The sequence below is a fragment of the Thioalkalivibrio sp. genome (genome assembly GCF_041690275.1).
Lineage (GTDB): Bacteria > Pseudomonadota > Gammaproteobacteria > Ectothiorhodospirales > Ectothiorhodospiraceae > Thioalkalivibrio.
Genome location: NZ_JAWLHP010000035.1, coordinates 21,334 through 33,173 on the forward strand (window position 1 = coordinate 21,334; position 11,840 = coordinate 33,173).

At 66.8% G+C, this 11,840-nt stretch carries 9 protein-coding genes; 4 read left to right on the top strand and 5 right to left on the bottom strand.

Features of this window, described 5'->3' with window-relative positions; all coding sequences use genetic code 11:
* Nucleotides 1–1,917, top strand: coding sequence for a glycine betaine ABC transporter substrate-binding protein (locus ACESMN_RS08410; protein WP_373053148.1), 1,917 nt, complete (start codon nucleotides 1–3; stop codon nucleotides 1,915–1,917).
* Between the two features lie 283 nt (nucleotides 1,918–2,200).
* On the top strand, nucleotides 2,201–4,015 hold the full coding sequence (locus ACESMN_RS08415; RefSeq protein ID WP_373053149.1) for a glycosidase: 1,815 nt from the start codon (nucleotides 2,201–2,203) through the stop codon (nucleotides 4,013–4,015).
* Between the two features lie 41 nt (nucleotides 4,016–4,056).
* Here the strand turns inward: ACESMN_RS08415 and ACESMN_RS08420 are convergent, their stop codons facing one another.
* From ACESMN_RS08420 to ACESMN_RS08435, 4 genes are all read right to left on the bottom strand, one after another.
* A complete protein-coding gene (locus ACESMN_RS08420; RefSeq protein ID WP_373053150.1) occupies nucleotides 4,057–4,764 on the bottom strand; it encodes a hypothetical protein in 708 nt (235 codons plus the stop codon).
* Nucleotides 4,751–7,198, bottom strand: a complete 2,448-nt coding sequence (locus tag ACESMN_RS08425; protein WP_373053151.1) for a Lon protease family protein — start codon at nucleotides 7,196–7,198, stop codon at nucleotides 4,751–4,753. Before ACESMN_RS08425 ends, ACESMN_RS08420 begins: the two co-directional genes overlap by 14 nt.
* Before the next feature lie 96 nt (nucleotides 7,199–7,294).
* Nucleotides 7,295–7,603 (bottom strand): chaperone modulator CbpM, encoded by a 309-nt coding sequence (locus ACESMN_RS08430; RefSeq protein ID WP_373053152.1) that lies wholly within the window; start codon nucleotides 7,601–7,603, stop codon nucleotides 7,295–7,297.
* 3 nt (nucleotides 7,604–7,606) lie between these two features.
* A complete protein-coding gene (locus ACESMN_RS08435; RefSeq protein ID WP_373053153.1) occupies nucleotides 7,607–8,560 on the bottom strand; it encodes a DnaJ C-terminal domain-containing protein in 954 nt (317 codons plus the stop codon).
* 157 nt (nucleotides 8,561–8,717) lie between these two features.
* Here ACESMN_RS08435 and ACESMN_RS08440 point away from each other — a divergent pair, with 157 nt between their 5' ends.
* Entirely contained in the window at nucleotides 8,718–9,167 is a 450-nt protein-coding gene (locus ACESMN_RS08440; RefSeq protein ID WP_373053154.1) for a hypothetical protein, read from the top strand.
* Here ACESMN_RS08440 and ettA read toward each other — a convergent pair.
* Nucleotides 9,077–10,744: an energy-dependent translational throttle protein EttA gene (gene ettA, locus ACESMN_RS08445; protein ID WP_373053155.1), complete on the bottom strand. Its 1,668-nt coding sequence runs from the start codon at nucleotides 10,742–10,744 to the stop codon at nucleotides 9,077–9,079. The genes ACESMN_RS08440 and ettA overlap by 91 nt on opposite strands.
* Nucleotides 10,745–10,873: 129 nt before the next feature.
* Here ettA and ACESMN_RS08450 point away from each other — a divergent pair, with 129 nt between their 5' ends.
* A complete protein-coding gene (locus ACESMN_RS08450; RefSeq protein ID WP_373053156.1) occupies nucleotides 10,874–11,779 on the top strand; it encodes an alpha/beta hydrolase in 906 nt (301 codons plus the stop codon).
* The last annotated feature ends 61 nt before the right edge of the window (nucleotides 11,780–11,840 follow it).

Genomic DNA, 11,840 nt, shown 5'->3' on the forward strand with positions numbered 1-11,840 from the left:
GTGACCGGTATCCGCAGCATCCTTTCGGTCCTGGCACTGGTCTTCATCCTTGGTGGATGTGGCAGCGACCGGCAGCCATTGCAGATCGGCGGCAAGCAGTCGCCGGAAAACCAGATCGTTGCAGAGCTGGTGGCGGAGCTGGCGGAGGCCGCCGGTATTCCGGTCCAGCGGCGGATCGGTCTGGGCGGGAGCCGGCTCACGCTCGAGGCCCTGAAGCGGGGCGAGATCGACATCTACCCCGAGAACACCGGCACGGGTCTGGCGTTGCTGGGACTGGCGCAGTCCCCGGACGTCGATCCGGATGCATCCATCGCCCTGCTGCGCGAACGCTACGCCTCGCTCGGACTCGGGTGGAGTGCGCCGTTGGGCTTCGAAAACAGGCCGAGCCTCGCGATGCTGAGCGATCGCGCGCGCGCGCTCGGCATCCGTACCTACTCGGACCTCGCGCGCCACGCGGATCGGCTCGCACTGGGCGTCGACAGCGAGTTCCGGGGTCGCCCCGTCGACGGTCTGGCGCCGCTTGGTCGGCGCTACGGCATGCGGTTCCAGCGGATCTTCGAGATCGAGCCCCGCGACAGGAGTGAACTCTTCGATCGCCTGGTGGACGGCGAGATCGACGTCGCGCTGGTCCGCTCGGCCGACCCCCAGATCGAGATCTTCGACCTCCGCGTGCTCGAGGACGACCTCGATTTCTTTGCGCGCCACGATGGTGCCCTGGTCTACCGGAAGGCGGCCCTGGAGCGCTTTCCGGCGCTGGAGGACATTCTCGAGCAACTGGCCGGGGCGATCGGGAACCCGCAGATGCGGGCCCTGAACAGACGGGTCACGGTGCGGGGTGAGGATCCGCGGGAGGTGGTGCGGGCCGAGCTGATTCGCCTCGGCCTGATCGACGGGGAGATTGGCGAGAAGGATCGGCAGGCCCTGAACCTGGCCGTTTCCCTTTCGGCGAACGCGGACGGGGAGGCGGGAACCGTGCTGCGCCAGCTGCGCAGGTCATTTCCGACCAGTACGGTGAACCTGGTCCGCTCCGGTGACCCGCTGGGGGCAATCGAGGACGCGAGCGCGCGGATTGCACTGGTCAGTGCGCCGGCGTTCTTTGCCCCCGGTTCGGTGGATCCGACTACCGGTCGGCCGCCATTGCGTCCGGGCGTGGAGGCCGTGGCCCTGGTCGGGACCAGCTTTCTGCAGGCCTTCGCACTGAAACCGGGCATCGAGCGCCTCGAAGATGCCGCCGTGATCGCAACCGGGGCCCGGGGCTCGAGTGGCTTTCGAGCAGCACAGTCGATTAGAGACGGCCTGCAACTGGGGGCGACACTTCGCCCGGTTGAGGGCGATACGCCCGGGATGCTGGCCGACGCCCTGGTCAAGAGCGGGGCGGACGTCGCGGTCCTGATGCAGCCCATTGGCAATTCGACGGCGCTGGAGCTGCTGAAGCGCGGCCTGCCCCTGCTCGAGGTGGAAAACTGGATCCAGCGCAACAACCGCATCGTCTTCCCCTACCTGCAGCCGGCCCAGATCGCACCATCCGACTACGAGCGGTTTCTTCCCGCGGGGCAGGGAAACGGTACGCGGATGGCGGGTTTCAACCGGCCGGTGGAGACCCTTGCCACACAGCTGGTGCTGGCGGGGCCCGCCTCGCCAGATGACCTCGGGCTCTCCACCCAGGGTCCGGGAGCGAGTTTCGTCCCGCGCGCCCTTCCGTTGACCGATCAGGTGGTCGAGCGCATCAATGCCGCTACCGGCACGACCGAGGACATCTACCCGGTTCTGCCCCAGGCACGGGCACTGGCTCCGCGTTTGCCACAGCCTCCGGAGCCCCTGAATCCTTCGCCGCTTGCGTCCCTGCTGTCCGTGATGGCGTTGGCGATGCTGGTCTGGATCATCTGGCTGATGCTGCGCCCGATGCGCCCGGACTGACCGCCAGGGCCCGGGCGGGATCCGATGCTGCGGTGTCGCCTCGAGGCACGGAGCACAAGCATCACGCGGAGCCCCTGGGCAGGCTGCGGGTGTTCCGCGGCACAAGCGCCGACCCCATCGGTGTGGGTCAGAACGCCAGGCCTGACCCCATCGCCGGGGCATCCCGGCCTGCCTTGCAGCCTCGGCCTGTCTGGTCTACCGTGCGACACGCGTGGCCTCCGCGCGGGGCCTTTGTTTTTGACGTTCTTCCTGTGCCGGGTGCACAACGCCAATGGACCAGCGCATGCACGACGAACTCCGCACAATCGAGCAGCGGCTGCCACGGGGGGTGATGCTGAACGCCTACCCGGACAGCCTCGGCGGCCGGCTGTCCGGCCTCGTGGAACTGCTGAAGCGTCCCGAATTCGCGGATGCCTTTTCGCTCCTGTATATCCTGCCGACCTTCTTCAACAGTGACCTCGACCGGGGTTTCTCCATCATTGATTACGGACTGAACCAGGAGCTGGTGGCGCCCGGGGATCTGGACGAGCTCGACCGGCTCGGCATCACCTTCAAGTTCGACCTGATCCTGAACCATCTGTCGGTCGCGTCGCCGCAGTTCCGTGACCTGCTCGCCCGTGGCGACGAATCGGAGTACAAGGACTTCTTCCTCGACTGGAATGCCTTCTGGCACTGCCACGGCACCCCGGGCGAGGAAGGCTACGTGGTCCCGCACGACGAGCACCTGCAGAAGCTGTTCCTGCGCAAGCCCGGGCTCCCGATCCTGAAGGTCGGCTTTCCCGACGGCTCGGAGCGCCCCTACTGGAACACCTTTTACCAGCAGATCACCTACCGGCCCGTCTCGGCGGAGGCATTCCATGGCCTCGGCGGGGTTACGCAGGAGACCGCCGAGCAGATTGCCGCCCGCATCAATACCGCGATCCAGACGGAACCGGACATCGAACGTATCTACCTGGATGGGCACGACTACCTGCGGGACGAGATCCAGGCGATCCTCCGCGGGCACCGCTGCTACCTTGGGCAGATGGATCTCGACGCCCGTTCGGAAAAGGTCTGGGAGTTCTACGACGAGACGTTGCAGCGCCTGCGGGACTACGGCGCGAGAATCATCCGTCTGGACGCCTTCGCCTACCTGCACAAGGAGCCCGGCCAGCCCAATTTCTTCAACAAGCCGGGCACCTGGGATTACCTGCGACGGCTGCGGGAGATGGCCCGCGCCCACGATCTGGTGGTCTTTCCGGAGGTGCATGCGGAGTACGGCAAGGGACTCCATCGCGAGGTTGCGCGGGAAGGGTATCCGATCTACGACTTCTTCCTGCCCGGCCTCCTGATCCATGCCCTGGACCGCGGTACCAGCGTTCATTTGCTGCGCTGGATCGAGGAGATCCAGCGTGAGGGTCTGCAGACCATCAACATGCTCGGATGCCATGACGGGATTCCGGTGCTCGACCTGCGCGGCGGTGTACGCGACGGTGTCCACCACCCGGGCCTTCTGGAGGATGCCGAGATCGAGGCGGTGGTGGATCGCATCCTCGAACGTGGCGGCCGGGTCAAGAACCTCTACGGTCCGGACGGCAGAAAGATCGCGTACTATCAGGTCAATGCGACGTTCTACAGCGCCCTTGGCGAAGACGATCGCAAGCTGCTGCTCGCACGGGCCATCCAGCTGTTCATGCCGGGGATCCCGCAGATCTGGTACCTGGACCTGTTCGCCGGTCGCAACGACTACGTGGCTGCAGACAGCGGGGGCGCCGCCGGGCACAAGGAGATCAACCGCACCAACCTGGACCAGGATGAAATCCACGAGCGGCTGGGATGGCCGGTGGTGCAGGATCAGCTGGCGCTGATCCGTCTGCGCAACACCTCCGGCGCCTTCAATGGCAGACTCACGGTGCATCCCGCTGCACCGGATCAGCTGTACCTGTCCTGGCACGGTGACGGCTGCACCGCAAGCCTGCATGCGGACCTCGGGACCTTCGACTTCACGGTCAGCGAGCGCGATGCCTCGGGTGCCGAGACCCGCGTCCTGCGTTCCCGCGGCAAGGCAGGCAGGCACAGCGTGCGTCGCGCCGGCGGCGCCGGGTCCGCGCATCCGTGACTGCGACCGGAGGCCTGCCGGGCGTCCGGCGCCCGGGCGTGTCAGGGCACCAGCAGGAGGTTGCAGTCCAGGCGTGCCAGGGCAGGGCGCAGCCGGCTGGCGTGCGCCGCATACCAGCTCGAGGGCAGGACCACCGTCGCCGGCCTCAGCCGCTCGAGGCGGGCGAGCAGCCGGTCTGGTCCCCGGTCATCCCTCGCGCCGGGGTCCACGGCAGAACCGGTGACCGGCACCAGCGTCGCTTCCGGATCCAGTGCGGTGGCGATCTCCAGTGCCGCCTGACCGGAGGAGGTATCGTGATCGACCACACAGACAATGGCGCGATCCTGCCCTGGCGGGTAGCGCGAGCCCGTATGCGCTGGCGGGTGGCTCAGGACGAACAGACTGCCTGCGGTCGGCACGGCAAGCCGCTGCTCCCAGTCCGGCCAGGCGGCGAGGTGCAGCGACCAGCGCACCCGGACCGGGCCGGCGGCCTCCGTTATCGTGGTCCGCACCCGCTGGGCCAGCGATTCCAGGCTGCGCTGCATGACGGCACTGTCCAGGCGCCGCTCCAATCCGGCCAGGAGGCTGATCTCGCTGGCGAAGGGCAGGGCCGCGGCGCGGGCCAGTTCGGCCTGGGTCAGCAGCATGGTGTCGAGATCCGCATCGAAGCGGGCGGCAAGCTTCACCGCGAAGGAGATCGCTGACGGCGACGGGCCGGCCGCGTCCAGTGCCAGCAGGACGCGCCGCAGCGCAGGTTCATTCGCCTGCATGCGGACTCCCGCGGTCGGCGTACGCCTGGCGCTGCCGCGCGAGCTCGGCCAGCCGCGCTTGCACGCGGCCGTTCAGGCTCTGTTCGGGCCAATGCCCTTCCGGATCCGGCTTGCCAGCCGGCAGGCCGCTGAGCAGGGCGCCCGCCTCGTCGACGTGGTTCACCGCGAAGATGCGGAAGCGCCCCTTCCTTGCGGCCTCGATCACGTCCCGGCGGAGCATCAGGTGAGGGCGGTTGCTGGCGGGTACGATCACGCCCTGGCTGCCATCGAGACCCCGCGCTGCGCAGACGTCGAAGAATCCCTCGATCTTCTCGTTGATCCCGCCGATGGCCTGCACGAGACCGTGCTGGTCGACGGAACCGGTTACCGCTAGGGACTGATGCAGGGGTGCGTCGGCCAGCGCGGAGAGCAGGGCACACAACTCCGCGGCGGAGGCGCTGTCGCCCTCGACCGGACCGTAGGACTGTTCGAAGGTGAGGCTCGCGGCAAGCGACAGCGGCTGGCCGGTACTGAAGCGCCACCCGAGATAGGAGGACAGGATCAGTACGCCCTTGGAGTGAATCGCGCCCCCCAGTTCGACCTCGCGCTCGATGTCGATCACCTTGCCCGAGCCCAGCCGGGCGGTGGCCGTGATGCGCACGGGTCGTCCGAAGCTGAATTCACCGAGGCTGATGACGGACAGCCCGTTGACCTGCGCGACGCGCTTGCCCTCGACCTCGATCCGCTGGATGCCACGCCGGATCGCCTCGTGCACCTGTTCGCGTATCCGGCTCAGCCGCCGGATGCCGGCGTCGATCGCGCGTTCGACGTGGCTCGCGTCCACGCGGGAAGCATCATCCTGCCCTGCATGGTAATCAGCCTCCCGAAGCAGGTCGGCGAGAAAACCCATGTGCAACGACAGGCGTTCTCCGTCCTCGACGTACCGGGCCGCCTGGTCGATCACGCGCGCGACGGCGGTGCGATCGAAGGGACGCAGTCCCCCCGATCGCTGCTGCATTGCGATCACGCGCGCAAAGTGGCCGGTGGTATGCTCGTCCCGGTGAATGTCCTCTGAGAAATCCGCCGCCACCTTGAACAGGCGCGCGAACTCCGGGTCGTAACGCTGGAGCAGGTAGTAGAGCCAGCGCCCGCCCACCAGCACCACCTTCAGGTCGAGCGGTATGGGCTCGGGTTCGAGTGTCGTCGTGCTGGCGATGCTGAGCACCGTCTCCAGGGATTCGACGCGAAGCTCGCGTCCGCGCAGCGCGCGCTTGAGCGCCTCCCAGGCAAACGGGTGCCGCAGGAGATGCTCCGCCTCGATCAACAGGAAGCCGCCGTTGGCACGGACCAGGGCGCCGGCCTTGATCAGGGTGAAGTCGGTCACCAGCGTTCCCTGCTCGACCGTGTGCTCCACGCGACCCACCAGATTCTGGTAGGTGGGGTTGTCCTCGTGGAAGACGGGTGCCCCGCTGCTTCGGCTGTGGTCCACGAGCACGTTCACCTGGTAGCGCGTCAGCTGCCTGGCGGCCTGTCCGGCGGGATTGGGACCACTGCCGGAGTCCTCGCCGAGGCTGCGTATCTGCTCCGCGTTTTCGAGAAGATCCTGCCGCACGGCGTCGAGGAAGCGCAGCACCTGGGGCAGGTCGTGATACTTCCGGTACAGCTCCTCGAACTGCTGGTCGAGCGTGGTGCCGGAGACCTGAAGGTCAAGCTGCTTGTGCCGTTCGCGAGCCTCGCGCTGCCACCGCGGAATCTGCGCTACCAGTTGCCGGAGGTCCTCCTTGAGTTCGTCGATGGCGGATTCGATCGCCTTCTGTTCCTTTTTCGGGAGCTTCCCGAACTCCTCCGCGTCCAGGATTTCGCCATCGCGGGTCGGGGCCAGTGTATAGCCCCCCGGGGTGCGCAACAGCGCGACACCGCGCGTCTCCGCCTTCTCCCGAAGTGCGCCGAAGGCCTCCTCGTCCCGTTGCTGCATCTCGTCGTGGATCTGCTGGGCCTGGGTCCGATAGGCGTCACTCTGGAAGGCGGCAGCCAATGCCGTGATCACGTCCTCGGCGAGCTGTTGCATGTCCCGCCGGAGTTCCTGGCCCCGGCCGGGCGGCAGGCGCAGCGCCTTCGGTCGGTGCGGGGCATCGAAGTCGTTGACGTAGCACCAGTCGCTGGGCACGTCGCGCCCGGCGGCGGCCTGCCGCAGCAACCGGTTCACAAGCGTCCTGCGCCCGAGGCCGGTGGACCCGAGAACGAACAGGTTGAAGCCGTCGTGCGGCATTCCGATGCCGAAGCTCAGGGCCTCCAGGGCCCGTTCCTGCCCGAGCACGCCGTCGAGATCAGCCAGTTCTCCGGTATGTTCGAAATCCAGCCCATCAGGGTCACAGGCGTGGCTGAGGGCGTCGGGAGTGAGAGGCTCCGGTGGCGTGCTGGATGAAGGGTCTCCGCGATGCTGCTGGTCGGACATCTCTACAGCCTCCGATGCGCTCAGGGACGCGATGCGCTGACCACGAACATAACAGATCCGACTGCGGGGTCCGTCGGTATCAATGCGGGGACGGACTCACTCCAGGCCCGCGCGGCGGAGGCGGGCGCGCATGTCCTCCATCTCCTCGAGCAGGTCGGCGACCAGTGCGGCCAGTTCAGGCTCCGCATCAAAGACCCGTTCCATCTCGCGCATGCGGCGTGCGCGCCGCAGGTGCTCTCCGGAGAAGCGCCAGGTCCCGGCTACGCACTCGGTGCGCGGAAACAGGCCCTCCTCGAGATGATGCCTCAGCCACTGTGTCTCGACCGTGCAGATCGTGGCCATCTGCTCCACCGTAAGCCAGGTCTCTTCCATCACGGCGCCGGTCAGGATGTCATCGTCGCGCATCGTTCAGGCCCTCTCGTCGCGGCGCGGGTCGAAAGGCAGTTCACGCGCCATCGTTTCGTAGATCTCCCGCGCCTTGGGGTCCCGGGCGGACGGGAGCACCACCTGGATCTCCAGCAGCAGGTCTCCAGGCGGGCTGCCCGGGATCCCCTTGCCGCGCACGCGCAGCTGGCGACCGCTCTGGGCACCCTCGGGAATGCGGATCTTCTGGCTTCCACCGGGCAGCTCAACCGGGACCACGGCGCCCAGCGCCGCCTCCCATGGGGTGACCGGCAGGGTGACATGGATGTCCCGTCCGTGAGGGCGGTAGCGTGGGTGCGGCCGAAAGTGCACCTCGAGCAGCAGGTCGCCCGCCGGGCCACCCCCGATTCCGGGCGACCCCTGTCCGGAGAGACGAATCACCTGCCCCTCGCGAACGCCCCGGGGAATGCGGACATTCAGGGTGCGCGTATCCACCACGACCCGCCCCTCCGGATCCAGCCGGGGGGCGCGCAGCGAGATCTGCCGGGTAGCGCCCTCGAAGGCGTCCTCGATGTTCAGCAGCACCTTGGCGTGATGATCCTCGCCCCGGGCGCGGAACTCGCCCCCGCCGGTGTGGTACCGGGCACGGCCGCCGCCCATCTGCCCGAACAGTTCGGAGAAGAAGTCGCTGAAGGCCGCCTCTTCGGAGGGCGAGAAGCCCCGGCTGGAGAATTCGAAACCCGCATCCCAGTCCGGCGGTGGATGGAACTCCTCTCCGGGCTGGCGACCACGGCCAATCTGATCGTAGGCGGCCCGCTTTTCCGGGTCGGAGAGCACGGCGTAGGCCTCGTTGACCTCCTGCATGCGCGCCTCCGCGTCCGGTTCCTTGGAGACGTCCGGGTGGTACTTGCGTGCGAGTTTGCGGTAGGCCTTCTTGATTTCATCCACGGTGGCTTCACGCGGGACGTCGAGGATCTTGTAGTAGTCCTTGAATTCCATGCGGACTCCTGGGCCGTCGTGGCGGGCGGGTAGCTCCACCCAGTGAATTAACCCCTCTGGCCGCCAGTTTCAAGGGCATCGAAAGGACCTCGGGAACCCCGGGTGCCCACGCGGGGTCGCGAACCGCGCCCTGCCACGACCAATGGAGGACGTCATTATGTACCGTTCCTTGCTTGCCAACGACATGTACGCGGAACTGGACCGCCTGCAGCGGGAGATGAGCCGCGCCTTTGAGTACTCACCCAGCATTCGCGGTGGCGTGCGCGGCGGGTTCCCGGCGATGAACGTCGGTGGCGCGCCGCAGTCGATGGAGATCTACGCCTTTGCGCCCGGCATCGACCCTTCCACCATCGAGGGGCAGATCGAAAAGGGCGTCCTCACGATCGCCGGCGAGCGGCCGTCGTCGCTGCCCGCTGGTGATTCGAAGGCCAGCGTGCACATCGACCCAGCGCAAAAAGGGGACAGATTCAAAATCTGTCCCCGGGGTTCAGGGGCGGGACTGGTGGTGGCCTGCGACTACGACGCCAGTCGCTTGTACTTCATCCGGTGCGGCTGGTCGGCGGCGTCGCCGAGTCGCTGGTGGCGGTCCGCCTCGTACTCCTGGTAGTTCCCGTCGAAGAACACCACACCGCCGTCTTCCTCGAAGGCGAGGATGTGCGTGGCGATGCGGTCCAGGAACCAGCGGTCGTGCGAGATCACGATCGCCGAACCGGGGAAGTCCAGCAAGGACTCCTCCAGCGCCCGCAGCGTCTCTACGTCCAGGTCGTTGGTTGGCTCGTCCAGAAGGAGCAGGTTGCCGCCGCTCTTCAGCACCTTGGCCAGGTGCACCCGGTTGCGTTCGCCGCCAGACAGGTCCTTCATCCGCTTCTGCTGATCGGAACCCTTGAAGTTGAAGCGCCCCACGTAGGCGCGCGAAGGCATCTGGAAGTTACCGACCTGCACCACGTCCTGGGCATTGGAGATCTCCTCCCAGACGCTCTTTTCGTCCGCCAGCGCGTCGCGGCTCTGGTCCACATACGCGATCTGTACGGTCTCGCCGACACTGATGCTGCCCCCGTCGGGCTGTTCCTGTCCGGTGATCATGCGGAACAGTGTGGTCTTGCCCACCCCGTTCGGCCCGATCACGCCGACGATGCCCCCGCGCGGCACGTCGAAGGACAACCCCTGGTACAGCACCCGGTCCCCGTAGGTCTTGCTCAGGTTTTCGGCCTCCAGCACCACGTCGCCGAGCCGCGGGCCTGGCGGAATGTAGAGCTCCTTGGTCTCCGAACGGCGCTGGTAGTCACTGGAGGCGAGCTCCTCGAAGCGCTTCAGGCGCGCCTTGCTCTTTGCGGTGCGGCCCTTCGGATTGCTGCGCACCCACTCGAGCTCGGACTCCATCGCCCGGACGCGCGCCTGCTCGGTCTTCTCTTCCTGGGCCAGGCGCTTCTCCTTCTGCTCCAGCCAGGACGAGTAATTGCCCTGCCACGGAATGCCCTGCCCACGGTCGAGTTCCAGGATCCACCCGGCCACGTTGTCCAGGAAATAGCGGTCGTGGGTCACCGCGACCACGGTTCCGGAGAACTCCTTCAGGAAGCGCTCCAGCCAGGCCACGCTCTCGGCGTCCAGGTGGTTGGTGGGCTCGTCCAGGATCAGCATGTCCGGGCTCGAGAGCAGCAGCCGGCACAGCGCGACGCGGCGCCGCTCGCCACCGGACAGCGTCTTCACGTCCGCATCCCAGGGCGGCAGGCGCAGCGCATCGGCAGCGACCTCCAGACGGCGCTCGAGGTTGTGCCCGTCGCTGGCCTGGATCAGGGACTCCAGTTCCGCCTGTTCTGCGGCCAGCTTGTCGAAATCGGCATCCGGCTCGGCGTAGGCCGCGTAGACCTCATCAAGGCGTGCCAGGGCCTGCTTGATCGGCTCGACGGCCTCCTCGACGTTGCCTCGCACGTCCTTGCCGCCGTCGAGCTGCGGCTCCTGCGGAAGAAAGCCGATCTGGATGCCCGGCTGCGGACGCGCCTCTCCGACGATATCCCTGTCCAGCCCCGCCATGATCCGGAGCAGGGTCGACTTCCCGGCACCGTTGTAGCCGAGCACGCCGATCTTCGCCCCCGGGAAGAAGTTGAGATGGATGTCCTTCAGGATCTGCTTCTTCGGCGGGACGATCTTGCCTACGCCGTTCATGGTAAAGATGTACTGCGCCATGGAACCTCTTTCGTTATTGCCTGCAAAGGGTGATCTGGACGCGAGACTCTACCACGAGTTCCCGATGAAATTATCCGGGGGCTGGTGCGTCTATACGGAGATTCCCGTTTGCAACCAAGGAGGATTCCCATGTCCCGGAACCGCAAGGTGGCTCGTCCCTTCATCCTGGCCCTGCTGCTCTGCCTGCCGCTGGTTGGCCAGGCGGTGGAACGCGTCACGCTGGAGCACGACGGACTGACGCTGGTCGGACACCTGCAGTCGGTGGCCGACCCGGCAGAGGGCGTGATCCTGATGCTGCATGGCACGCTCGCACACGGTCGCATGGAGACGATGGCAACGGTGCAGGATCTGCTGGCCGATCACGGCCTGAACTCGCTGTCGGTGAACCTCAGCTACGGCATCGATGCCCGCGAGGGCATGTTCGAGTGTGACCGGCCCATCACCCATGGCGTGCACGATCACTTCCGCGAGCTGGACGCCTGGATGGGCTGGCTGCAGTCCGAGGGTTTCGGCCCCGTGAGCCTGCTGGGGCACTCGCGCGGCGGCAACCAGTTGACCCGCTACGTGCAGGAATGGGCATCGGACGACATCCGGACACTGGTCCTGGTCGCCCCCTCGACCCATGAGCCGGAGCGCGCGGCGGAGAACTACGAGGCCCGGTCCGAGATGCCGCTGGTGGCACGCCTGGACCAGGCGCGTGAACTGCTGCGGATGGATCAGCAGGAAACCATGCTGGAGGATGTGCGCTTCCTGTACTGCGAGTCCCTCGACGTGTCCCCGCGCGCCTTTCTCGGCTACTACGACCCGGCAGAGGGCCATGACACCCCGACCGTGCTCGCTGGAATCGAGGTCCCGACGCTGGTGGTAATCGGATCCGAGGACGATGTGGTACCGGACCTGCCGGAGCGCATGACCGCGCTTGAGGACGCGGACTCCGTCAGCACCACGACCATTGACGGGGCGGGTCACTTCTTCCGGGACTTCTTCGCCGACGACGTTGCCAGCGTGGTTGCGGATTTCGTTGCCGAGCACTGATCCCGCGAGGTCCGACGCTGCCCGGCCTCCGTAGGGTGGGCAAAACGAAGTGTGCCCACCG

Excerpts from the sequence above, each read along its gene's own strand:
- ACESMN_RS08450 (WP_373053156.1), top strand. The coding sequence starts at position 10,874 with ATGTCCCGGAACCGCAAGGTGGCTCGTCCCTTCATCCTGGCCCTGCTG.
- ACESMN_RS08420 (WP_373053150.1), bottom strand. The coding sequence starts at position 4,764 with ATGCAGGCGAATGAACCTGCGCTGCGGCGCGTCCTGCTGGCACTGGAC.
- ACESMN_RS08440 (WP_373053154.1), top strand. The coding sequence starts at position 8,718 with ATGTACCGTTCCTTGCTTGCCAACGACATGTACGCGGAACTGGACCGC.
- ettA (WP_373053155.1), bottom strand. The coding sequence starts at position 10,744 with ATGGCGCAGTACATCTTTACCATGAACGGCGTAGGCAAGATCGTCCCG.
- ACESMN_RS08430 (WP_373053152.1), bottom strand. The coding sequence starts at position 7,603 with ATGCGCGACGATGACATCCTGACCGGCGCCGTGATGGAAGAGACCTGG.
- ACESMN_RS08425 (WP_373053151.1), bottom strand. The coding sequence starts at position 7,198 with ATGTCCGACCAGCAGCATCGCGGAGACCCTTCATCCAGCACGCCACCG.
- ACESMN_RS08435 (WP_373053153.1), bottom strand. The coding sequence starts at position 8,560 with ATGGAATTCAAGGACTACTACAAGATCCTCGACGTCCCGCGTGAAGCC.
- ACESMN_RS08415 (WP_373053149.1), top strand. The coding sequence starts at position 2,201 with ATGCACGACGAACTCCGCACAATCGAGCAGCGGCTGCCACGGGGGGTG.